Here is a 23,908-nt window from a genome sequence, read left to right as displayed (position 1 = left end):
TATTATGAAGTACATGGTGGTGATGGCAAGACCAAGGATGGCTATCAGGTGGTGATAAACTTCCTGAACCCTGAATTCCCAATTATAAGCGTGGAACATAATTATATCACTGACACTAGTGGCCTAACCGGTACCTGGTGCCAGTTTGAGGTCGGTGAGCCCATCACTGAGTCAGAATTCAAAGAAGCCTATAGAAAAGCCGTCGAGCATCCAAAAGTGTCAATCAGATAGGGCTACCAGTACATCTGACTGACGGCTATCAAATAATTGCTGCAAAGGGGACTAGCAGCCCTTTTCAATACCTTTTATGTATCACTGACCTAATTCCTTGTCTAGGATCTGGCAGGCCTCAGACAGCCCGGAATCACCCGATCCGCTGTAGATGATTTTCCCTTCGGTGCTTATCAGGATGATAGAGGCATCAACGTGTGGGTTGCCGACTGATAAGCACGGTTTTGTTAAGCAAAAGTAAATACTTGCAAAGATCCTATTACGGAAGAACTAGGAGTAGGAGATTTTTGTAAGTTGATCAAATTCTTCAAACACCATGTGCCTAAAGCACCATGTACCTATATTTCATAGTCAGCTCCGTCATTTGGTATCTTCTCTTCCAAGTATTTACTCCCTCAAACTATATCTACATTGAGGATGATGAGATAAGAAAGCGCCGTGAACGGTGGATACAAACCGCCTATGGAATCTGTGTGGTGATAACTATTTCCCTCTGTTATTTCTTCGAAAACTATTCAATCACAATCACTATCTCCCCACGCTGAATACCAGCACCCATTCCGCCTCATAGCCATACTGCGCTTTGAACAACTCTAATGCGCTGCGGAAGCTGCCCAGCACGTCATTTGGGTAGGGGCTCTTCTCCCTTAGGTTGAGGTAGTTCATCCAACCGGTGGAGGCGTACCCATTGAGGCCCGGGTGCCTGTCCAGGAACTGCTTGGCCAGGGCGGGCTTTACGCTGTGCACCGATCCCTCGAAGACCTTGCTGTACTTGCTGCCTAGAGGGGGGTACCCATTGGCAAAGTACACGCCATCCCGGTGCTGGGATCCTTCCAGGTACCAGGTGAGGTAATCATTATGTTTGGTCCTGATGTGGTTTGCCTTGATGTCGCTCACGGGGCAAAGGTAAACAGGAAAGAGGAGTTGCTAATGAGGTTATAAGAATTCACTCTTTTAGCCAAGTAGCTTATTGGATGGTCATTAACAACTGCCTCTTTTCTGTACATTAGGCCTCAACCAACAACTTACGTTATGGAAAAGGTAGTTTATAAAACAGTACCTGAGGAAGAATTTGATCTGCAGTTAGCAAAGTTTGAAATCAATCACACACATGAATCTGGAGTTTATCCGGAAGTGAAGGTGTATAGTGTAAGAAGCCTTGAGCCACCTTACGAAGTGCGCCCTGTTGCCTGTACTGTAAGGGATGTGCACGGCAAGGTATTCCGCATAGTGGACAATAGTAAACACTAAGGCAAGCCACTCAAGACAACAGAAAGCCTTTATTATTCAGGACTTTTTTCTGAATACCTCAAATGCTATGACTTTTAGGGTATTACCTGATCACACTCTCTAATAGATTGACAGAGCGAATAATGCAGCGATTACCACCCCAATATCAGCTTAGGCTTCATGCGGTGCCAGTACCATTCTCTGCGGTCCTTCTTGTGCATGGCGTTAAATACGGTTTTAAGAATAGGGCGTTGACTAATGTTAGCGCACAAGGAAATAAAGTATCTGTTTGATATTAACCTAGACAATATCATTTCTGTTCTTAGGGAAACAATGTTCTACTAAGCCCAAAAAGTTATGATTTACTCTACCAATTTAGAATTAGCCTGCCTCCCGCAAGCGGTTGAAGGAAGGCTCAACCAGTCCGAAATAAGGTATCAATTATTCCATCATCTGCAGCGCTTACGCCATGATCTAAGGACACCTGATAGACTGGAAAGTAACTCCCCTAGATGAGAGAAGGCTTGATATCCTGGTAGAATGGAGGCGTTTGCCCCCAACCCTAGGAGGAGCCAAGCAGCAGGGTTCTTTCAATGACTTAGGGAAACACTTATTTTGAAGCGCAAGGTACCAAGGATTCGGCTAGTTACCTTCATCTTGGTGCAGTTTGCCTTGGGCTTACTCGTAACGCAAATGTACTTTCAGCATACTAGGAAAGTTGCACTCCACTAATAAGAAGGGTGTAGCAAAGAGGCTTTCCCATCTGAGATGCACAAAGTGATTTCGTGTCATGGCAGGCTGAATGTCTGTCGTATGCCATGAACTGTCGTTTCAACGGCTTTTGAACCTTGCGAGCACTCTTCCTTGCCAGCTGCTGGGTGGTTTGCAATATCGCTGGATTTTTATATTCTATCTCTTTTATCTATAATCAACTTAATTTGATTTGAAATAATATCATATTCATGCGACTGCACAATCAAGTTGTTTCTATCCCCTTCTATACTTGGGTTAGGTTTAAGATGCTTTAAAGTATATCCATCACTTTTTCTATGATATATAATTAATGACAGTTCATGATTTACTAGTCCAGGAGGGTATAAGTTGATCTTAAATCCGTATTCTTTAAAATCATCAAGCCTTGGACGAAAAGAATTAGGAGTTATGTTTATCCTCCTTCTAGTAGAAGCCTTTTCCTTTCTTATTTTATCATAATAATTGATTATCTTTTCTGATTCCTCACGGGTAAATCTTACCCCTAAACGATATACTTTAGCCCAAAACTCATCCCTATCAAGTCCTAATTCATTATATAATCCCTTGAATTCTTCTTTTCCAGCTTGTAAAAAGCTTGTCATTGACCTTTTCCTGATTTCTTCAACTAAAGTTGTTCCTTCAACGACATCTATTATCTCACCTGAAAACAACTCTTGAATATCTTTTGAATTATTTGAAATGAAAATTTTGTACCATTTCTCTTTCCATTGAAAATACACTCTTGGGGATTCAGATACATTTGGTATTGTTTCCATCTTGTAAATTGTCAATCCAGCATAATAGAATTTAATTAAGCTGCCATCAACTGCTGGAAATTGAAATATCTTATCTTCAGGGTAATCATAAAAAGAAGCACCATTCTCTAGATATTCTACTGGATACTCTTCATTCTCGGTTCCAATTATTTTCATATTATATTCATTTACATAGACTATTTCTTAGACTTAACATCTGTAGTTGTTTACTTATGTTTCACTTTAACCATACAGTTCATTACTAATGAACAAGCAATCATAATTCGCTTTCCTAAGATACTATATACAATCCGGTAAGCATTTGTTCAAGATAAGTATTTTACTTCAAAATAATCTCTGCTTCAATTAGTTGGTTTGCTGCTTGTCTGCGCAGGTTCAACCGCCTACTTTTGCTTCAAGTCTAGCAAATCCTAAAAATAAATGAGGTAGCAATAAAGAAATTACTTCCTTTTTGCTACCTCCCGACGCTTAGAGAAGAACTTGGTTCCCCTTCGCCCAAGGTACCCAATCAAGCTATCGCCTGTATATTTTTGGAAATCAAACAAAAACAGGCGGTTAAGGCATATCTATTTTCTCCCTAATGCTTTATAGCATTAATCGCTGATTGCCTTTTGCTGAAGTTGACGGGCGAAGCCTTGACAATGTCCCTGTTGTTCATTTCCATCGTCATCACCCTACCCCCATTCTTCTCAAACATCTCCACCAACAGGATTTTCTTATCCGGGATGGTGAATTTCTCTAGACAGTACACCCGCTTCAGCTCGGACCGCCCCAGGATGGTGTTTTGCCCTTCCGGATAGACGAAGATCGGCGTCACCTCCGTTTCCTGAACCGCCGTGCGCTTGCGCTGCTTTTTGTCCCGGACATAGAATTTAATAAAATCAATGTCATAGTTGATGTTGCTCTTATTTTTGGCGCTGATAGGGAAGAACATGACGTTGTCCTTGATATAGATCCCATCTACCCCAAAGTTGATCTTGTTTTTATTCATGCCAATCCCGGAAATATAATCGCTTCGCTGCGCAATTTCATGGCTATAGTATGCCAGTTCCGCCTCGTTCATGTGGGCCGATTCAAACGTAACGGGTGCCGTCGTTAGCGAGGCGGTTAAGGCGACCGGGGCTGCTTTCCCTAGGGCCTGGACAGAAGATGGGCTGGAAGTGCCGGTATTGTCTCCCCTTTCAATCTGATAGGTAAGGGAGGCCGGTTCCTCCTGGTAACGCACGTGAAAAGAGTAGAACCTACCATCCTTTGTGATCACGGAAAGATTGGTTTCCGGGAAGCCCTTGGCATTGGCTTTGACGCGCAAGACGTTCTCCACCCCGGAGAACTTGTCGGCAATTACCGAGCCGGAGCCCAAATCCACGCTGTGCACCCCGCTGGGAAAAATCAGGTTGACCGTTTTGGCGTAAGATACCCCCAAGGAGAATGATTTCAGCAGCTGGGTGTCTTTGAAGGGCTGCCGGTTCTGGGCCAGCGCCGATACGCCCGCCAAAAGGAATATACCAAGGGAAAAGAGATGCTTTTTCATGGATGCTACCGTTAAGATTTGAATTATAAATTCTCGGGGATCAGGTATACCCGGTAATTGGCTTTCACGTGGACCCTCTCCAGCCTCGCCTTTTTGGAGGCCAAGGCCTTCACCCCGTTGATGCCGCCCTGCGCGGCCTGCATGGCTACCTGTTCGCCTACCCCCTGCGCCATCGTCACGTTGTAACTGCCACTGGAGGCCATAGAGCCCATAGCTTGCTTTCCGGCTTCCCGGTTCAGGGAACCAGGGATAGAGACCCCGAGCAGGCCGTCGGTGTCGTATACCATCATCGCGACCGGCAGAATATCCTTGCCGTGCCGGATGTTCTCCACCGTAATGTCCAGGCGCTCATTCTTGACCGAGGCGACGCCGTAGACAAAGGTGTTTTTGGGGATGAGCGTCCCCTCCAGCTGGAGATCGTTCAAGAGGCGCAGTTTCACCGTGGCCCCGGATACCACCGTTTGGTCGCTGTGGATCACGGCGCTGATGGTATTGCCGCTGACCTGGCCGTCACTGCTCCCGAGCGAATAGAAGGAATTGCCCTGCTGCCGGTTGGGTTGCCCCTCCCCTCCCCTTCCCTGGGGCAGGCGGTTCACTACTTTGGGTTGGTGCCCGGCCACCTCCACCAGCTTTCTTTTGGGTTTCCGTACGACCGTGTCCTGCCTGGCCAGTACGGGCTTTTCCCCGGCAAATTGGCCGCTGGCCAGGGTGCGTTGGAGGTACTGCAGGTACTGGTTGTTTCTGAGTTCCCGCTCCACGTCTACCGGGTTGGGGTTCCCGTTCTGTTCTTTTTCCATCAGTTCCAGCAACCGGTTCATCTTCGCCTCCGAAAGGGAGGAAGTATTGGCCGGGGTCCGGTAAAAGTCGTTTACCTTGCCGGTCAGGTGTTCGTACTCCCGGCGGTCATAGCTGGGAGTTGACCGGGGAGCAGAGCGAGGCGCGGGGAAATAGGCCAGCCCCCTGGCTTCTGGGGCTACGGCACCGGTATCCAAGCCAGGGGAAGCTGAAACGGGGCTCACGTGGTACTCATCTAGGGAACGCATCCTTTCCGCATCCGCATCCTGTTTTTCTTTCTGCTGGTACGCCGTCAGTTTGTCGCTGATAGCGGTTTTAAAGGTGGCTTTCGGGACTTCCGTGTTCAGCCCGCTGGCCTGCAGCGTCGCATTGGCCGCCGGGGTGCCACCACCGAAAAGGAAAAAGATGATTCCCAGGAACGGGACCACAAACACCGGCAGCATCACCGCCATTTTTCGCTTGTGCAGGAATTCCGGAGAGTGCTGAATTGAGGAGGTATCCATACGTTGGGGTATTAAAATTAAGATGTATATCACGTGCCTTGGGCATCTAATAGAATGGCGGTCACCTGGATTCTGCCAGGCATAGAAACCCTCCGTCAGCTTAGGTCCAGGCAACGCCTGATCCATTGCCCAGGGAATCATCGGAGGTACCAGCCAAAGACTCTTTGCTTATCTTACTTAATTGAATCCGGCGGTGGTGTCTGGTGTTTGACAAGGGGGCGTTTGAGGGGGGCTACCCCGAATTCCGTACTGCCAAACCCAGCCAAGCCGGAGACCAAGCTGTATAGGAAGAAGCCCCCGAAAGAAAAGACAAACAGGAAAAAGTAAATCTTCTTCCGTCGGAGGGTCAAGCCCCTTTCCTTTTGCTCCAGGTATCCGACCAGGGATCCTTGGAGGGTCTCCCATCGGGATTTCACCCAATCCAAAGGGGTGCTTTGCATGGCTACCGGGCTGTCACCTGTAAATCCCGGTTCTCCAAGACGCGCCATTTCTCCATCAGAAACCCGTGCGGGTTATCGTCACTCCGGGAAACATCGCGCAACTGGCATTGGGAGACCAGGGAGCGCTTGGTCTCGGAGGTAGACCGGATAATGGTCTGGGTGGCGTAGCAGCGGGCCGTGTAGGGATATTCCTCAAAGTTGGTGAGGACGCTGTCAACCCTGATTTCCTGGCTCACGTTCCCCGCGATCAGGCTGGAGAAGTAACCGGCTTCCTTCAGGTTGGCATATGCCTCCTGGGCGGACTCATCACACAGGTACAGGGCCTGGTTGATGGTGTACTCGATGGCCTTTTGGTCGGGGGCCAACGTGAAAAAGAGTTCATGGAAGCGCTTCACATGGTCTCTGGCCTCCACCGGCCGGTTTTGCTTCATATCCTGGGAGATGGCCAGCATCAGGGATTTGCCATTGTCCAGGACGTATATTTTCTCCCGGGACTTCTTGGCGAAGCTAAAGGACATGTACACGACATAGACCGACAGGCAAAAGGTCAGGCCGATGAAGATTAGCAGGAACAGCCTCATCTGTTTGAAGCTGGTCTCCAGGTTGGATAGACTCTTAAATTGCATATTATTCCCCTTTCCTTAAAGTTTTCGGTACCCGGCCATGACCTGGCTCGGGGCATCCGCTAGATTCTTGGCGGCCGTCACACCACGTCCGGCAATCGCCCCTGCCCCGGCTCCGGCGGTAGAACCGGCGATTCCGACCGCACTGGAGGAGGCATGGGTGATACTGGTCATGAACCGTCCGCCGCCGCAGGATTGCACGATCCACCCCGCCACCGTCGGCACGCAGGTATACCCGAAAATCCCGATCAGCAGAAAAACCAGGTACGCCGTGTTGGTGGCATCGAAATCGCCGCCGCTCTGCAGGTCCGCAATATCTTTCTGCAGCATGAGCACATTGATCTTGGAGATAATGGCCCCGAAGATATTGGCGACCGGAAGCCAGAGGAACACATTGATGTACCGGGCTATCCAGTTGGTCAGGGTGCCGTGGAAACCGTCGAAAACCGCCAAACCGAAAGAGATCGGGCCGATGATCGCCATGACGATCAGGAAAAAGGTCCGGATGGTGTCCAGTACCAGGCTGGCCGCTTCGTACAGCACAATGAGAATTTCTTTAAACCATTCTCGTACATTCGTTTGTAGTTGGTACATGGCCCGTTCCGTATACATTCCGGCCATTCCACCAACATCAATAGGGTTTAATTCCTCTAATTTCTTTTCGAATTCTTCATCATCGACCATCCAGCCCTTCCCCTCTTTTTTCATGCCTGCTTCCTCCAGTTTGGTCAGCTGTTCCTGAAATTCCCGTACCTGCACGTTCTGGGTGTCTACCAGGGCGCCCGTAGCCATGGCCACCGGATTTAGAATGCCATTCAACGCCCCGATGACCAGCGGGAAAAGCATAATGCACCAGCCGATGGCGAAGGGCCGAAGCAAAGGGTAAAAATCAATCGGCTCGTTGTTGGCCATGTGCCGCCACACCCTGTTCGCAATGTAGAAGATGGCCCCCAACCCGGCGATTCCCCGGGCCACCCCGATCAGGGAGCCGCACAAGGGCAGCATTTCCTCATAAAGCTGCCGGAGGATTTCATGTAGGCTTACCCATTCGTTGTTCATACCGGTATCCTTTTCTTCGTTACTGGGCTAAGCCATATAAGCGCAGCACCCCCTCGGTATTGTTTTTCTTTTTCGCGCGCAGGTAGGAGACGGAGATGTTCTTGTTGGTGTAATACTGGACCAGCGCCTTGTGCTGCCTTACCTTCTCGAAGGTCGTGCTGATCATGTCCAGCCGTTCCTTGTCGGTCAAACTCAGGCTGCTCGCCTTCGCCCCCAGGTTCAGGTCGTCCACCAGGCGGGAGCTTTCCGCCAAAAGTTTGCCGTACCCATCGGTGATGTAGGCCACCTCTGCCGGGGAGAAGTTTTTGTCCATCCGGAAACGGCTGATGTTCGTGCCGTACAGATCCACGATCTCCGCGGTGAGTTGCAGGGTTTCGTAGATTTTCTGGTACTCCGCCACGGTCGTGCTCACCCTTTTCAGGCCATCATACCACTCCTTTCCCTGGTTGTAGATCTTGGAGGTTTCCTTGAAGGTCCGGACCAGTTCGTATTTCTGCTGAATCTGTTCCGTGATGTTCGTGATCTGTTGCAGAGCCCGTTGGGAGAAAGCCGTCGGATCGGCCACCACAAACTGCGCGGAGGCGGTGAAATTTAAAAGTGCCCAAAACGCCCCCATGAAAATTACCTTTTTCATACTTCTTCCATTCTAAATTTTTCCTCTATGCATTACGTTGTCATTTTTCCGACACCCGGCGGTATTTGCCACCACTGCCAAACACAATCATATCTTCATTTTCGATGTACATGATGTCCATGGGCATCCCTACATTCATCCGAATGATGTTGTTTTCTTCATCCCAAACCCCAGGTACCGTTTTTTTACCTTGTTGAATCAGGAAGTTTTCCCCGTTGCGTGTTATTATGGTATGATCTCTTCCCTCACTTTGTACCGATTTCCATTCACCAATAAATTTATCAGCATCATCAGTCGCCATCGGTAATTTCTGGTTTGGGCCAGAGGAACCTTCCTTGTTTGGCTCTGAGCTAGTATCAGCAGTAGGGTTTGTCGTCGTACTCGCTGTTTCGGGTTGGGAGGAACAGGCGGCCAGCAGAGAGAGGGCCATTCCTACGACATATTGTTTGGCTTTTTGCAATTGGGGCTTTTTCATGGGTCCAGAAGTTAAGTTATACAGGTAGTTACTTAACTGGCTCGGGCGAGGTTCGCCATTTCCGTTATCGCTGCCTCCATATTCCCTTTCCGCTCCGCCAATTCCAGCAGTTTCACTTTTTCGGTTTCCTCGGTCGTGTAGGTAAAGTATTCCTCCGGGGAAACCTCGGTCGCATACACGGCGCTCTTGACCCCTCCCAGCCCGATCCACACCTCTTTGTAGCGGCGTCGGGGATTGTTGTCCAGGTTGATGGACAGCACCTGTTCTTTTTCCTTCTCGGACAGGCCCAGCAGGTTCTGGATCTGGTCGAACTTGTTGAGGTACTTGCGCTGGTCGAGCAGGATCTTACAATCCGAGTTATTGATGATGGTGTCTTTCACGATGGGGGAATGGATGATGTCGTCCACCTCCTGGGTCACGACCACCGCCTCCCCGAAGAACTTACGGACGGTCTTGAAGAGGTATTTGATGTATTCGGCCATCCCTTCCTTGGCGATTGCTTTCCAAGCCTCCTCGATCAGGATCATTTTCCGGACCCCCTTCAGGCGGCGCATCTTGTTGATAAAGGTCTCCATGATGATCAGGGTCACCACCGGGAACAGGATCTTATGGTCTTTGATGTTATCCAGCTCAAAGACGATGAACCGCTTGCTTAAAAGGTCCAATTCCTTCTCCGAGTTGAGCAGGTAGTCATATTCCCCCCCTTCGTAATAGGGGGCCAGGACATTGATGAAGTTGTCGAGGTCAAAGTCTTTTTCCCTTACCTTCTTCTCCTCCAGGATCTTGCGGTAGGCACCGTTCACAAACTCATAGAAGGTGTTGAAGCCGGGCTTGATCTCCGTTCTTTCCCGCAGGGCCACCAGGTAGTAGTTTACCGCGTTGGACAGGGCGACCTCCTCGGCCCGGGTAGGGATATCGGTGTCTTTTTTCCAGAGGGTCAGGATCAGGGTTTTGATGCTTTCCTTCTTCTCAATGTCGAACAGCCCGTCCTCGGTATAGAAAGGGTTGAAGCTGATGGGGTTTTCCTCGGTGTAGGTCAGGTACACGCCATCCTGTCCCTTCGTCTGTCGGTTGATCAGGTGGCACAGCCCTAAATAGGAATTCCCGGTATCGACCAGCAGCACATGGGTCCCCTGTTCATAGTATTGCTTCACCATGTGGTTGGTGAAGAAGGATTTACCGGAGCCCGAGGGGCCCAGGATGAATTTGTTCCGGTTCGTGGTGTAGCCTTTTTTCATCGGCTCATCGGAGATGTCCACCAGAATGGGCTTGCCGCTCATACGGTCCACCATTTTCAGCCCAATCGGGCTGCTGGAGGAAAGGTAGTTGGTCTCGTGGTTGAGAAAGCAGCAGGCTTGCTCCAGGAACGTGTAAAAGGTTTCCTCACTGGGGCAATCGGAGGCATTCCCGGGAATTCCCGCCCAGTACAGGGAAGGCAGGTCCTTGGTGTTCAGGCGGGGCTTGCAGTCCATGGCCGCAATCCCCGCCGAGGTCAGGTTGCGGTACTCTTTCAGCTGCTCGGGGTCCTCCGACCACAGCAGCACGTTGAAGTGCGCCCGGACCGAGGTTTGGTTGAAGCTGAGGGCTTCGTTCAGATACTGGTCGTACCACTCTTTGTTGACGGCGTTCTCCCGGCTATACAACGCCAGGGAATTCAGGTTGCGGGCCTTGCGCTCGAATTCCCGCAGGTTCTCGGCGTGGTCGTCGAGGAAGAGGTATTGGTTATAGAGATGGTTGCAGGACAGCAGCAACCCCACCGGCGAGGCAAACCCCAGGTGGCAGCTGCTCTTATCGGTGCTCAGGCGCTCATACCGTTTCTCGGTACTGACCGCGCCGGGCAGGTCATCCAGGTTGGAGAGGGTGAACAGGTTGAAATGGTTCGCCCCGATCTGCAGGCCCTGGGAGAAATCAAGGTCGGACAACATAGGGCGGTTCTTTTGGCTCACGGCCAGGTATTTTTCGATGATCCCCGCTTTTCCCGCCGAGCCCAGGATCTCCGTCTCCGTCAGGCGGACCAGGCCCAACGCCCCACCATCGGTCAGGATGCGCTGGAACTGGCTGACCGTGTCAAAAAAGGCAGTGAGGACCTGGGGCGAGTCTATCTCCTTCGGGATGAGCTTTCCCCGCACGAGGGAACCCCATAGGCTGTTTTTCCGGGCTTTCTCCGGGTAGGAAAGGGTCAGGAAGAGGTAGCAGTAATGGTGCAGGTAGGGGCGCTCGTTGAAATGGCGCTCAAAGGCCCGATCCAGGAAGCTTAAATTCTCCTGGCCGAAATCCGGACGGTACCTTTCCTCCACAAACCAATCCTGCTTGTGGACGATGGTGTATTTGGGAAGGATCCGCAGGGCTTTGATCCACGATTGGTGTAGGCTTTCATACTCTGGTTGGGACAGGGTGAAAATCTCCTTCAGGTCCACCCGGAAGCACACCGTGATCTCCGCAAACTTGTTGATGATACAATCGTGCTCCACCTTGTACAAAGGCAGTTTCGATTCGAGGGTATCCGACTTGTATACAATGCCCATAACCTACCGCTTTTTCTTATACCGTAACACTCTTAAGGACTTCCCCTGGTTGATCAGGTAGTTCGGCCGTCTGCGGGCCGCCGCGTTTTTCATAAACCCATGCTCGCCGTACACCCGGTTCCATTTGAAGACAAAATGGAATAACAGGCTGGTCGCCCCAATGGCCACGGCCGTGCACCCGTAGAGGTTGACCCCGAGGATGTAGAGGATGGTGAAGGCCAGGAAGATGCCCAGCAGCCCGGCCGCGAAATACACCAGGTACTGCGCCTTCAACCCCTTGAATTCGACCGGCTTGTTAATCCCTTTGTTGATGTGGTAACTGGCCAAGGAAGGAAGGTTCTAAAGGAAAAACGACCGCAGCACCGTCGCGACGATCACCAGGAAGATGCAGCTGCCAAACCATCCCGCCGCCACTTTCTGGGTATCGGGATCGCCGCTATTCCATTTGGAGTATACCTTCACCCCCCCGATCAGGCCCAGCACCGCCCCTACCGCATACATCAGTTTCGTGGCCGGGTCAAAATAGCTGGTCACCTCCGCCGTGGCCGCCTCAATGCCGGCCGCGCCGTTCCCCTGGGCAAATACCTCCGGGGCGATCCCCACCAGGGTGACCACGGCCACGGCCCATCCTACCTGTCTTGTTGCTACTCGTTTCATGTTTCTAGAGATTTGAGGGTTAAAAAATGAAGGGTTACACTATCTTATTCATCAGCTTGGTCACGTCCACATCGGCAAAGGAATCCTTGATCACCTGTTCCCCTTTCACCGTCTCCTCTTCGGCTGCTTCGTGCCACCTATCCCCGATCAGGGAATCCAGCTTTTCCCGGGCCCGGGCATTGCCGGAAAGCAGGGATTGGAGTAGCAGTGTATCCTCGATCAATTCCAGGTTTTTGGACAGCTCCCCTTTTTCGCTGCCGGAAATATCCTCCTGCTGGAGAAGCTCTACGGTCCGGCTAAGCTCCTGCACGGAAATCCCACCCGTTTCCACTTCCGGGGAATCTGCCGCCTCGAAAGAGATAAATTGTTTTTCCAGGTCTACCTCCTCCCCGAAAAGCAGCTCTTCTTCCTCCAGAAGCCCCTCCCCTACCGGGTACTCTTCCTCTCGGTATTCTTCTTCCTGATATTCATCCTCCAGGTATTCCTCCTCCAGGTATTCCTCCTCCAGGTATTCCTCTTCTTGGTATTCTTCTTCCTGATCCTGCCCTTCAAACTCTTCCGCTTCAAAGGCATTCCCTGCCTTCGTGTCCTCAAAGGTGCCCGGCGCAGAAACGTTGGACAGACTGTTGCCATAATCGGGCGTACTGCCCAGCGCCGAGAAAGCCGGTACCGGGGCATTGGCGGGGGCGGGAACCAGGCCGCTGGGTTTCCGCTTCTTCCCGAGCATTGCCAGCACCTCTGCCCGGTAATACACCGCCCCTACCCCGAGATAGTAGACGGTGACCGCGCCTAACACGAAAAAGCAGAATTGTCCCCAGGTAATGCCTTCAAACATAATCGTAACATTTTGGCCTGTAGGGCCGGGATAACGAACTCACTTCCGGCCGGTTCTTACGCCATGAAGTACTTGGAATAGTTGCTGTCTGCCGCGGATAATCAGGTTTCAGGTTAAGGATGATGGCTTTCGGTAAGTGTCGCTAATATATTTATAATATGAATACTTTAGAAGCTATACGGTAATAAATATTTATGGGGTAAATATTTATAACATTTTTTAAATTTGTTCCCCGGTTTACAATTGGTAAAAAAAAGAGGCTACCCGGGGTTTCCCCCGTGGTAGCCTCTGCCTGGCATTGCTTAAAAAAAAGGTTAGCTTCCCAGGTGCTTTGCGTATAGTTCCTTTATCTGGGCTTCGTGCCGCTCAAAGTGCTCCTCCAGGACATTCTCCAGGTAATCGGTGATGCCGATTTTCTTGTCCGTGAAGGCCAGGATCCTCCTTATTTTGTTGTGGTGGGCTTCCGAGATGTACGCCCGGGCGTCTTTGCGGCCCGGGGTGCCTTGCAGGAAACGCTCGTACTCCCAGCCCTTTCCCTGGGATTTGGCGGTAGCGGCCGGTTTGGGTTCTTTCTTTCCTTTGCTTTCTCCCTCGGTTGGCTCCGGGGTGCTGGTCGGGGCCTCTCTCTTCTCGGGTTCCGGCGTAGCCTTGTTTTCCAGCGGGGCTACCTCCTCCGGCGGTAAGGGTTCGGTGGCCGCTGGCGGCTGGGGAGCCGGTGACGGTTGCGGCGCTGCTTCTTTGTTTCTGTTCAAACCGCTTATGCTTCCAATCAGGAGACTTTCATCAAATGCTGGGCTCTTTCTGTTCTTTGCCATCTTGGTTATTATGTTATCTAGGGGAGACATTGATTTGCGCTAAGACTTCCTCAATCAACGGGACCATGTTGGTGTCTTTGATGAGGGCGGGTTGCATCGGGAAGATGGTCGACCTGAATTCAGGTTTCCTGAATTTCACGCTTTGGCCGATCACGGTTTCCAGGCAATGCAGGCCCGCTTCCTGGATAAGGGAGTTCGTCACCTCGTATAGGTGAGACTTTTCCGACTTGACAACGTTGTTCCAGAAGAAATGAAGGGATTTCAGGTTGACGTTCGGCTTCCCGATCAGGTTGTCATTCACCAACAAGCCGAATTCTAGGCTGCTTTTGATCACGAGCTGGTCCGCAATCAAGGGGATGAAGATGTGGTCCAGCTGGCTGATGGTTTGGAGCACGCCGGGCGTGTTGATGGTACCCGGCAGATCCACAAACACAATATCGTACGGCTCCTCCCCTGCTTCCAATTCCAGGAAGATATCCATTTCCTTCACGGATTCGGCCGGGTTGGTGTTCGCGATCGGGTACACCGGTTTTCCCAGGCCGGCAAAGGCTTCCTGGTAGGCCTCATGCCGCCGCACCATGTTGATCTCATCTTCCCTTAGCTTATGGATGTTCAGCTGCGGATAGTCCGCATCCAGGATGGCCACCTTCAACCCCAGCACATTGTGGCAGTAGCTGGCCATCAAAATCTCCAGGGTAGATTTCCCCACCCCTCCCTTCTGGTTAAAAAATGAAATAAATTTCGTTTCTCTCGTCATTATTGTCTTTTGCTTTTCTACTTACTCAACCGTCTACTTACCTGTCTATTTAGACAAGTAAGTAGATAGATGCTTGTTTACTTGGATGCTTACTTGTTTGCGTGGCCGCTTATGTCATTCCTAACCGGCTTTGATTTTCCACCTACTTAGTTGTGCAACTACTTAAGCACCCATGCTCCTATTTACTTAGATAATCGAATGTCTAACCACTTGCCTCTCTCTTTACTTACCTACTTCCTTGTCTGCTTACAAACCTATCTAAATAATTACTTGTCTACTTGCTTAATCTTCCAGTTAATTAACTACCTATATAAGTATGTGTTTACATATGTAGTTGCTTAGCTGTTTACCTAATTGTTTACTTAGCTGTATAAATACTTATTTATTCAAGCAAGTATAAAGATAAATGTTTAGATGCTTGCTTCGGTGTTTACTTGTTTATCTAATTATCGGCCTAGATAGGTGCTTAGATGTTTGTCTAGTTGTGTGTCTAAGTACTTGCTTGGTTAGTTGTCGGTTTACTTGTTATGGTGCCTACTTGCTTGTCTATATACTTATATAAGCAGATAGCTAAATGTGTATATGCCTAATTGTCTATCTAGGTGTTTATTTACTTATCTATTTAAGTAGTTGTCTAGGTATATATCGGGAGAGGGGGGGGGGTAGATGATAGGGTATATGTCTATTTGTCTACCTGTCTAAATACTTGTTTCTCTATATACCCGGTTATCTTTTTACTTATGCACCAGGTTGCTTTTTTGGGTTCATACTTAGTTAAGTATATAGCGTTGTAAGTTTGTGCTTATCTGTCTGCTTATCCAAATAGTTAACTATCGATGTAGATTCCTGCTTAACTACTTATTTACGTAATTCCCTAAATAGCTATCTGTATACTTGGTTAAGTATCTATTTACTTATTTGCTTAACCGTCTATTTGTCTACCTGCTTACCCGTTTGGATCCCCAAAGGTACAGATAAGTCTTTTGTTTCCCAATTGCTCACTTGCTTTCCTACCTAGATACCTATCCCTTTCCCTATCCGCCTAACTACTTACTTCTATGGTTCGATAACTGCTTAACTACTTACATCGCTATTTACCTTTATCGCTCTCAGGGCTCTGTCGGAACAGTTTCCCGGCACGCCTTCTGGATTCTGCTCAACCATCCCTTGGCAATTCCAGTATAAAGTGGTATGTTTTGCGTCAGCAAAAAGCAAGATATGTTTTTGTTCCACAAAAACTCAAACCCTTTCCCCCGGAGAGGTCGCTAATGCCAGGAGGAAAACCGCTTTGCCGACGTCGTCATGAAAGAGCACGCCCATGGAAAATGAAAATGAAGAGAAACCCGCCGAGAAAAAGAAGGGGAGGGGCGGGCGGAAGCCCAAGCCCGCGCAGGAACTAGCCTCCGAGGAAATCAAGTTCCGAGTCACCGAGAAGGATTACAAAAAACTGGACGACTGGTTCCGGCAATCCTCCTACCGGCATAAATCCGAGATGTACCATGACATCATGTTCCACCAGAAGCTCGCCCTGCGGGACAGCACGAACGTGCTGCTGGCCACGGAAATGCAGCACCTGGTCCGGGAGATCAAGGCCATCGGCACGAACTATAACCAGGTCGTCAAGAAGATAAACTCCCTGACCGACGGGAGGCCGGTCCCCCCGGAGGTGGCCAAGCTGGTGGAGTTGACCGCCCAACTGGGGAAGGCGCAAAACGAATTCCACACGATCCTACTTCAGCTCAGGGAAAAATGGTTGCAAGGATAATCAGAGGGAAAGACATCGTCGGTCTGATCAAGTACAATGAGAAGGAGCACTCCAGCGTCTTGTACGCGCAGTTGATCAATGACCTCAAGGATCCGGAGGAGCTGACGCTGCAGGACAAGATCCAGGGGCTGCAGGCCTATCTCCGGCTGAACCCGAAGATCGGGAAGCCGACCTTCCATGTTTCCCTGAACCCAGACCCGGAGGACAGACTCAGCGACGAGCAGCTGACGGAGATCGCCCGGGAGTACCTGGAGCGGATGCACTACGGCCAGCAACCCTACCTTATCTACAAGCACGAAGACATTGAACGGACCCATCTGCACCTCGTCTCGGTCAGCATCGGACTGGACGGCAAAGCCATCCCCAGCAGCCAGGACCGTTACCGGTCGGAAGAGATCCGGAAAGACCTGGAGGCGAAATACGGGTTGGTGCCCGCCGGCGAGAAGATAAGCAAAGGGAAAAATGTCTTCGAGCCGATTGATGTGCCCGCCATCGAGTACGGCAAGACGGACACGAAAAGCGCCATTGCCTCCGTGGTGCGCTCCGCCGCCCGGGAGTACCGGTTTTCCTCCCTGGCGGAATACAAAGCCCTGCTGAACCAATACCACGTGACGGTGGATGAGGTAACTGACCCCAGCGAGCCTAGCAAGACGCTGGGATTGTTTTACGGGATCATCAACCCGGCAGGGGAGAGGGTCGGCAGCCGGATCAAAGCCAGCAGCATCGGGAAAGAGGTGGGCTGGCCCGCCCTGTCGGCCAAGTTCACCGAGGACGAGCAAAAGATTAGGGACAGCAACGTCCGGGCAACCCTCGGCGGCAAGATAACCACTGTATTCACCGCTTATCCGTACCTCACGTTAGCCGATTTCAGGGAAAGGCTGCAAGAGCAGGGGATACAGGTGGTCTGCCGGGAGCGCAAAGAAAATACCCTGGCCGGCCTCACCTTTATCGACGCCCACACGAAGACCGTCCTGGATAGCCAAGCCCTGGGCGCCGCGTATTCCTCCGCTGCCCTTGGCCAACGGTTTGCCGCAGCGACCCTGGCCCGCCCTGACCTGCAGCGGGCGAACCAGGAACTGGTGCGTATTTACCATGGCTACCGGAAAACAGACCCAACCTACTTCTTTGAAAGCACCCTCATCCAAGCCTTGCCGCAGCTGGCAGGGGCCCTTGCGTTGCACTTGCAAAATCAGGTTCCCCACCTGGAGGGGAGGCAGGCCGAGTTGGCCGTCCGGAATTTCATGGAATACCGGCAAAAGCAACTGCCCCAGGTGCAGGAGAAAGAGAACGGGTATTTCCAGGCGAATACGCCGCCTCTGCTCCACTATGTCCAATCGAACGGGGAACTGCCCCTGCGCCAAAAGCTAAGCTTCCTGTACGCCCTCCATATCACGTTTTCCCAGAAAGGGGAGGACCTGCGCGTCCACTCCTCCAAGAGTCCCGCCGTGGGGTATACCGTGCCGAAGACGACCCTTTCCCACCTGCTGGGCGTCCCGGTCCCCCCAGGGAAACTCACGGTGCCCGAAAAAGAGATCCCGGTGTTCCATAAAATTGACCGGGAGATCCTCAAAACCATGTGCCAGGCCCCAGAGAAGCGGCCCTACGATGTCTTGAGGCTAGGGGAGCGGATCGGGGGGCTGGACCGTTCCCCGATCCTGCGGTACCTGCCCAAGGCGGACCGGCATCTGCTGTTGCGTTACGCCAACCGGGAGTACGCCGCCGAAGTCTTCCAAGGCATGGACAAAGGAGGGGGCTACCCCCAGATCCTTTCCCATCTGCTGGAAAACGGGTTGCTCATCAAACCGATCACCGGAAGGGGAGGGGAGAGGAGGGGGTATCTGCTCGGGTACCATACGCTGCCGGAGAGCACCTTCGTGAAAGCGGGAACAATGTTAACCAACCTGCTGACCTCCCATGGCTTCACCCCGGAAACGGAGGCCAGCGTCAAGCGTCTCGTCTTCCGGGAATCGCAGACCGGGGAGGTCACCGTCTCCCCGAAGTACCGCGTGCTGGTCACCCTGAGCCAAGCCCTCCAACGGAATGACTTGAAAGCTACCCGTGACGTCCTAAGTTTGATTCACAGGATAAATAAACCGCTGGCAGACCAGATAGATCAACGCCTGGCGGATACCCTGCCCCGTAATCCAAAAGAACCCGGAGCGGATAAACGGCAGGCAACCGATCTGATCCCCCTCATCCGAAAGGAAATTGCGGAATACCCGGCTGATACCTTGCGGGAACCTAGCCAGAATGCCGCCTTGATCCGCCTGTACCGGCCGGAATCAACCCACGGGGCCCGTTTGCTGGAGGGATTGGGGATTCTCTTCCGTGATTTCGCCGCCGCCGTCTTCGGGAACGAGCAAGGGGAAAAGGAGGAACACCGGCCGGAGCAGAAACGGAAAAAGCGCCGCCGCCCGCGTTGGTGAACCCTTGGGCATTATTATTCATCCCATGGATAGGGCTTGCCCGTATACCGGGACAGAAAGGGACCTCTTTCCACGCCTCCCCTCGTCGGGGTGGGGCCGTACATATAGTCGGAATCTATATATTTGCCTTGGGGCTGACCTTCCCCGGAACCTAACACGACTCACTGCCCCGAAACTCGATTGGACCTTACCCTTTTCAGCAGATGCACGAAGATCAAAGAGCCTTATCCAAGCTGATGGACTTCACCCGGATCCTCAGTATTTTTTTACTCGGGATCCACGTGTACTGGTTTTGCTATTCCGCTTTTCAGTCTAACGGCTGGACGGTTCCTTTCCTGGATTCCGTTTTGCTGAAGCTGGCGAAAGGAAGCGGCCTTTTCTCCGAGCCCCTCTATTCCAAAGGGGCAAGTCTCCTGCTGCTGGGGATCTCCTGCCTGGGGACCAAGGGCGTCAAATCAGAGAAAGTCTCCGGGAAAAGCATCGGTTTCTACGTGCTTCTGGGTTCCTTGCTGTTTTTCGCCCCTGACCTGCTGGTGCGTCTCTTCCCCCTTTTGGCCCTCCCTGCCCTTCTTTACATCGGTACGCTGGTTTTTGGCTACCTGCTGCTGCTGAAGGGCGGGAATTACCTGACCCGGCTATTCCACTTGGACCTGATGCAGGACATCTTCAATGCCGAAAACGAATCGTTTCCCCAGGAGGAGGGGTTGCTGGAGAATGAGTTTTCGGTTAACCTGCCCACGGAGTACCAATGGAAGGGAAAAAAAAGAAAGGGGTGGATCAACGTCGTCAATCCCTTCCGGGCCACCGGGGTCACCGGAACGCCCGGTTCGGGTAAGTCCTTCGCGGTGGTCAACCAGTTCATCAAGCAGCACATCGCCAAGGGATTCGCCCTATACCTCTACGACTATAAGTTTGATGACCTCTCCCGCATCGCCTACAACACCCTGCTGCGGAACTACGACAAGTACCCCGTAAAGCCCGCCTTTTACGTCATCAACTTCGACAACCCAGCCAAAAGCCACCGGTGTAATCCGCTCCTGCCCTCCATGATGAGCGATATCATCGATGCCTACGAGAGCTCCTACACCATCCTGCTCAACCTGAATAAGAAATGGATCGAGAAGCAGGGGGAGTTTTTCGTGGAATCCCCGATCAACTTCCTGGCGGCCATCATTTGGTTCCTGCGGCTGTACGAGAACGGCAAGTACTGTACGTTCCCCCACGCCATCGAGTTCCTGAGCCGGAAGTACGAGGAGATCTTCCCGATCCTGGGGAGTTACCCGGAGATAGAGAACTATGTCAAACCCTTCGTCTCCGCCTTTGAGGGAGGGGCCATGGAACAGCTGGAAGGCCAGATCGCCAGTGCCCGGATCCCTTTGTCCCGGCTGGCCTCCCCGCAGCTCTACTGGGTCATGAGCGGCAATGACTTCACGCTGGACCTGAATAACCCCCAGGCCCCGAAAGTGCTGTGCGTGGGCAACAACCCTGACCGGCAAGCCATTTACGGGGCAGCGCTGGGGCTGTACAATGCTCGGATCATCAAACTGATCAACCAGAAACACAAGCTGAAAAGCTCCGTCATCATCGATGAGCTGCCGACCATCTACTTCAAAGGGCTGGATAACCTGATTGCCACCGCCAGAAGCAATAAGGTGAGCACCCTGTTGGGGTTCCAGGACTTTTCCCAATTGGAAAGGGATTACGGCCGGGCAGAGGCCACGGTCATCAAGAACACCATCGGGAACATCTTCTCGGGACAGGTGGTAGGGGACAGCGCCAAGCAGCTCTCGGAGCGGTTCGGCCGGATCCTGCAGAAGCGCCAAAGCGTCTCCGTCAGCCGGGATTCCACCTCTTCCTCTACCTCGACCCAATTAGACAGCATGATCCCGGCCAGTAAGATCGCCAACCTGTCCCAGGGGATGTTCGTCGGGGCGGTGGCGGATAACCTGGGCCAGGAAATCACCCAAAAGGTATTCCACGGGAAAATCAAGATCGATGTCAAGGCGGTGCAGGAAGAGGAACGTACGTATCAGGAAATCCCGGTGATCACGAATTTCACGGATGAAACCGGGAGAGACCGCATGGAGGAGATCATCCAAAAAAACTACCTGCAAATCAAAGCCGATATAGCAGACCTCGTCCGGGCGGAGCTTGCCAGGTTAACGGCAGAAGCCCCGGCACCAGCATCTAAACAAACATAATGGAGCATATTGAGGAAGCATCAGAGCATATACAGCCCGGCGATACGGGTGTCCCCATGGATACGGCAGCGTTTCAGGCCCTCGTCGGGAAGAGGCTGCTGGAGATCCGCACGTCCATCAAGCCGAAACTAACCCAGATGCGGTTGGCCAAGGAGCTGGATTTAAACCAAGGCAACATCCAGCGGCTGGAATCCGCTGGCAGGGGAACGGTGGAAAACCTGCTGGTGATCCTGAATTACTACCTGAAGCAGGACTTCAACCTGAATTATATCCTGGCCGAGGACAATTCCATGTTTACCCCCCGGCTAAGGCCGGAAGACAAGGTGGAAAACCTGGATTCTTATTTTGAGCGTCTGGAATAGGGGGTGCCTGCTTCCGCCCTGAACTTCTCGTACATCAAAAAGCAGAAAGGCAGGGGGTCCAGGGCCTGCCCGTTTTTGACGACAATGTAATGCAGGTGATTCCCCGTACTCAAACCCGTCTGCCCCACATAGCCCACCACCTGTCCCTGCTGCACGGGTTGTCCCGGGGAGACGATAAACCGGAGCAGATGGCCGTAGACCGTGGAGAACCCATTCCGATGGTCCAGCTGCACGAAGTTCCCCAGCGAGGCATGGAGGGATACGGACTGGGAAACAACCGCATCAGCCACGGCATACACCGGGGTGCCGTTCGGAGCCGGTAGGTCAATCCCCCCATGGAAAAGAACCGCGTCCTTCACCGGATGCTTCCGGTACCCGAACCGGGAGCTAACCCTGAAATCCTTAACCGACGAATGCTTGAGCGGCACCAGGCTGGGAATCGTCCGGAGGAGCCGGGCATCAAACCGGGAGATCCGGAGGAGGTCCAACACCTCGCCGTAGGTGGCCGATTGCCTTAAAAGATCCTCCGTGACGCGGGTGATCTCTTCCTGCAGGGCCATTTTTCGCAGCCAAAGCAGGGAGGCCCGGCGTTTTTCCGCCTCCGATTTCTGCTCCCAGGGCAATAGATCCTGGGCCACCGGGAGAGACTGGGCCTGCCCTGGTACCTTCCCTAATCCTAGCAAGGCGAACGCAGCATATTTTAAGTAAAACGTCATGCCGTTTTTTTAAATTATTCGTAATATGAATTATACGAGCAAATAAAGTGGTCGTTTATTTATGTAGTGAATAAATTATGTCTTTCTTTCGGCCAGTTGATTTTTAACTTAAAAAAATTAGAGCCATGGCAACGACAGCATCGCCCCTGATGGGGACAGGAAATAGCGTCACAGGCAAACCTGAAATGACCTCGGCAAGGGAACAGCAATCCGGCTTGGAAGCGGAACATTCCCAGGCGGAAGGGAAAGCCCCGCACCCAGGGGAATCCCCCCAGCACCTTTTCACCTTGAGCAAAGAAACGGGGGAGGTCCACCTCCTCGGGAAGGATCCCCAGGGAAAAACAGGGCTCCCTAATCCCTCTTCCCCCAGGAAAGCGGAGGCCCCCGTTTTTGAAATAATTCCCCACAAAGGGTTTCTGGGTAACTTTATTATTAATTTCAAAAACAATTACGGTACTTCCGATTCTTTAGAAGGGTTGGCGGCACCGGTTTCCAAATCGCCCGGTACCGCGGCCCGGGAAATAAAGGAGCGCTGGCCGGAGGTGAAAGCCGATCTGACCAAAGGGGGTAAACCCCTGGAAGGCAAAACCGGGACCTCCGGGATGACCGATCCCACGGAAAGGGCCTTTGTTTATCTTCCGGACGACAAGCAGCAACAACTGCTGGAAAAGCTACCCCATGACCCGGAAGGGAATAACTCCTTTGTGTTGAAGGGGAAAAAGGATAGGTGGCAATACCCGGAGGAGGACACGGGTAAGCTGACCTGGCGGCAGAATCTAAGCAACATGGCCCTTTTGATCAAAGGGGAGGACGGTAGTCCAAAGACAACGTTACGGCAGGATTTCAGGAACATGGTTTCCTTCGTAAAGAATGATGAGGTAGGATCTTCCGAGATCGACGAGGGCCTGCCTAAGGCTGCCCAACCATCCTATGACAAAACATTAGACATGCAGAAAACAAAATTCAACCCGGAGGACATCAATTGGAAAGATGCCGAGAAACTAGGTCTCACGAAGGATCTGTTGGAAAAAACCGATAACCTAACCAAGCTTCTGAATGGGGAAAAGACCTCCCTGCTCCAAGGGCTGAAAGGGGACTTAGGGGGCGTGAAAGTGTCCCTCGACGGAAAGTTCCGGTTGGCGGAAGACCCCTCCGGAAAGCCGACCTTTGTGTTCCATGGCGTTCGGGCCCACCTGGATGTCCCCAGGACCTATCTGGGCTATGCGTTTTCCCCCGAGGACCGGCAAAACCTGAAGGAAGGCGGAAACCTGAACAAACAGGTAACCCTCACCGATAGGTCCACCAACAAGGAATTCCAGGCCTATATCGGGGTAGACCGGGATACCCAGGAACTGGTGGCCGTCCGGGCCGACCGGATCAAGATCCCGAATACGTTGAAGGGGGTCCTGTTGACCGACGAGCAAAAGAAATCCCTGGAGCAAGGCAAGCCTACCCCCATCGCCGGGATGAAAGACGAGAAGAACCAGGAGTTTTCGGCTACTGTGCAAATCGATCCCGCCAAAAAGGGTTTCTCTTTCCGCCCTTTGCCCGCTACCGCTGTCCACCAAATCCTCCAACCGGAACATAAAATACAGGTGGCCGCCAACAACGAGGGGAACAAAGCCGAAACGGTGAAGCATACCGACAGCGTGAAAAGCAAGCAGCAGCAGGAGCCGGAACCGAAGGCCGCCAAAAGAAGGGGGCCAAAACTGTAAACCGCGTGGGGACTGCCCAGCAGGCACGGAAACGATCGGTCTGGACTTCTTCCCCCTTTCCTTTATACACCTTCACTCTATACT

22 protein-coding genes are annotated in these 23,908 nt (G+C 51.8%); 7 read left to right on the top strand and 15 right to left on the bottom strand.

The features are described from left to right. Nucleotides 1-231, top strand: a 231-nt coding sequence (locus HHO50_RS21060; protein WP_219921588.1) for a hypothetical protein, incomplete at its 5' end; no start/stop codon positions are given. A 528-nt stretch (nucleotides 232-759) separates the two neighbouring features. Here the strand turns inward: HHO50_RS21060 and HHO50_RS18815 are convergent. Beyond that, nucleotides 760-1,128: a hypothetical protein gene (locus HHO50_RS18815; protein ID WP_181308381.1), complete on the bottom strand. Its 369-nt coding sequence runs from the start codon at nucleotides 1,126-1,128 to the stop codon at nucleotides 760-762. 135 nt (nucleotides 1,129-1,263) lie between these two features. Here HHO50_RS18815 and HHO50_RS18810 point away from each other — a divergent pair, with 135 nt between their 5' ends. Continuing rightward, nucleotides 1,264-1,482: a hypothetical protein gene (locus HHO50_RS18810; RefSeq protein WP_181308379.1), complete on the top strand. Its 219-nt coding sequence runs from the start codon at nucleotides 1,264-1,266 to the stop codon at nucleotides 1,480-1,482. 881 nt (nucleotides 1,483-2,363) lie between these two features. Here the strand turns inward: HHO50_RS18810 and HHO50_RS18805 are convergent. The 13 genes from HHO50_RS18805 to HHO50_RS18745 form a co-directional block, all read right to left on the bottom strand. Beyond that, a complete protein-coding gene (locus HHO50_RS18805) occupies nucleotides 2,364-3,146 on the bottom strand; it encodes a hypothetical protein (protein WP_181308377.1) in 783 nt (260 codons plus the stop codon). 421 nt (nucleotides 3,147-3,567) lie between these two features. Beyond that, nucleotides 3,568-4,521, bottom strand: a complete 954-nt coding sequence (gene traN, locus HHO50_RS18800; RefSeq protein WP_181308375.1) for a conjugative transposon protein TraN — start codon at nucleotides 4,519-4,521, stop codon at nucleotides 3,568-3,570. A 23-nt stretch (nucleotides 4,522-4,544) separates the two neighbouring features. Then, nucleotides 4,545-5,819, bottom strand: a complete 1,275-nt coding sequence (traM, locus tag HHO50_RS18795; RefSeq protein ID WP_181308373.1) for a conjugative transposon protein TraM — start codon at nucleotides 5,817-5,819, stop codon at nucleotides 4,545-4,547. Nucleotides 5,820-6,261: 442 nt separating this feature from the next. After that, nucleotides 6,262-6,885, bottom strand: a complete 624-nt coding sequence (gene traK, locus HHO50_RS18790; protein ID WP_181308371.1) for a conjugative transposon protein TraK — start codon at nucleotides 6,883-6,885, stop codon at nucleotides 6,262-6,264. 15 nt (nucleotides 6,886-6,900) lie between these two features. Beyond that, nucleotides 6,901-7,941 carry a conjugative transposon protein TraJ gene (gene traJ, locus HHO50_RS18785; RefSeq protein WP_181308369.1) on the bottom strand — a complete coding sequence of 347 codons (1,041 nt, stop codon included), beginning with the start codon at nucleotides 7,939-7,941 and terminating at the stop codon, nucleotides 6,901-6,903. 19 nt (nucleotides 7,942-7,960) lie between these two features. Beyond that, nucleotides 7,961-8,575, bottom strand: coding sequence for a hypothetical protein (locus HHO50_RS18780; RefSeq protein ID WP_181308367.1), 615 nt, complete (start codon nucleotides 8,573-8,575; stop codon nucleotides 7,961-7,963). A gap of 40 nt (nucleotides 8,576-8,615) precedes the next feature. Beyond that, nucleotides 8,616-9,050, bottom strand: a complete 435-nt coding sequence (locus tag HHO50_RS18775) for a hypothetical protein (RefSeq protein WP_181308365.1) — start codon at nucleotides 9,048-9,050, stop codon at nucleotides 8,616-8,618. A 32-nt stretch (nucleotides 9,051-9,082) separates the two neighbouring features. Continuing rightward, complete coding sequence (locus HHO50_RS18770; protein ID WP_181308363.1) at nucleotides 9,083-11,575, bottom strand: TraG family conjugative transposon ATPase; 2,493 nt, start codon at nucleotides 11,573-11,575, stop codon at nucleotides 9,083-9,085. 3 nt (nucleotides 11,576-11,578) lie between these two features. Then, a complete protein-coding gene (locus HHO50_RS18765; protein WP_181308361.1) occupies nucleotides 11,579-11,902 on the bottom strand; it encodes a DUF4133 domain-containing protein in 324 nt (107 codons plus the stop codon). Between the two features lie 12 nt (nucleotides 11,903-11,914). Next, the gene (locus HHO50_RS18760; RefSeq protein WP_181308359.1) at nucleotides 11,915-12,232 is read right to left on the bottom strand and encodes a DUF4134 domain-containing protein; all 318 of its coding nucleotides are present in this window, start codon (nucleotides 12,230-12,232) and stop codon (nucleotides 11,915-11,917) included. Nucleotides 12,233-12,266: 34 nt separating this feature from the next. Then, nucleotides 12,267-13,067: a hypothetical protein gene (locus HHO50_RS18755; protein ID WP_181308357.1), complete on the bottom strand. Its 801-nt coding sequence runs from the start codon at nucleotides 13,065-13,067 to the stop codon at nucleotides 12,267-12,269. A gap of 314 nt (nucleotides 13,068-13,381) precedes the next feature. After that, nucleotides 13,382-13,882: a DUF3408 domain-containing protein gene (locus HHO50_RS18750; RefSeq protein ID WP_181308355.1), complete on the bottom strand. Its 501-nt coding sequence runs from the start codon at nucleotides 13,880-13,882 to the stop codon at nucleotides 13,382-13,384. Nucleotides 13,883-13,895: 13 nt separating this feature from the next. Continuing rightward, nucleotides 13,896-14,639 (bottom strand): ParA family protein, encoded by a 744-nt coding sequence (locus tag HHO50_RS18745; RefSeq protein WP_255478817.1) that lies wholly within the window; start codon nucleotides 14,637-14,639, stop codon nucleotides 13,896-13,898. Nucleotides 14,640-15,957: 1,318 nt separating this feature from the next. On the opposite strand from HHO50_RS18745, the gene HHO50_RS18740 reads away from it, so the two are divergent. The 4 genes from HHO50_RS18740 to HHO50_RS18725 all read left to right on the top strand — a co-directional run bounded on the left by HHO50_RS18740 (nucleotide 15,958) and on the right by HHO50_RS18725 (nucleotide 21,393). Further along, a complete protein-coding gene (locus HHO50_RS18740; RefSeq protein WP_181308351.1) occupies nucleotides 15,958-16,404 on the top strand; it encodes a hypothetical protein in 447 nt (148 codons plus the stop codon). Further along, a complete protein-coding gene (locus HHO50_RS18735; RefSeq protein WP_181308349.1) occupies nucleotides 16,389-18,830 on the top strand; it encodes a relaxase/mobilization nuclease domain-containing protein in 2,442 nt (813 codons plus the stop codon). The genes HHO50_RS18740 and HHO50_RS18735 overlap by 16 nt, the downstream gene beginning before the upstream one ends. A gap of 203 nt (nucleotides 18,831-19,033) precedes the next feature. Then, complete coding sequence (mobC, locus tag HHO50_RS18730) at nucleotides 19,034-21,031, top strand: conjugal transfer protein MobC (RefSeq protein WP_181308347.1); 1,998 nt, start codon at nucleotides 19,034-19,036, stop codon at nucleotides 21,029-21,031. Next, nucleotides 21,031-21,393: a hypothetical protein gene (locus HHO50_RS18725; protein ID WP_181308345.1), complete on the top strand. Its 363-nt coding sequence runs from the start codon at nucleotides 21,031-21,033 to the stop codon at nucleotides 21,391-21,393. The genes mobC and HHO50_RS18725 overlap by 1 nt, the downstream gene beginning before the upstream one ends. Here the strand turns inward: HHO50_RS18725 and HHO50_RS18720 are convergent. Beyond that, the gene (locus HHO50_RS18720; RefSeq protein ID WP_181308343.1) at nucleotides 21,372-22,109 is read right to left on the bottom strand and encodes a M23 family metallopeptidase; all 738 of its coding nucleotides are present in this window, start codon (nucleotides 22,107-22,109) and stop codon (nucleotides 21,372-21,374) included. The genes HHO50_RS18725 and HHO50_RS18720 overlap by 22 nt on opposite strands. A 125-nt stretch (nucleotides 22,110-22,234) precedes the next feature. Between HHO50_RS18720 and HHO50_RS18715 the strand changes: the two genes are divergently transcribed. Beyond that, on the top strand, nucleotides 22,235-23,824 hold the full coding sequence (locus tag HHO50_RS18715; protein WP_181308341.1) for a DUF3945 domain-containing protein: 1,590 nt from the start codon (nucleotides 22,235-22,237) through the stop codon (nucleotides 23,822-23,824). Nucleotides 23,825-23,908 lie beyond the last annotated feature (84 nt).

It is taken from the genome of Rufibacter sp. XAAS-G3-1 (assembly GCF_013623775.1).
GTDB lineage: Bacteria > Bacteroidota > Bacteroidia > Cytophagales > Hymenobacteraceae > Nibribacter.
This window is presented reverse-complemented; position numbering and strand designations above follow the sequence as displayed.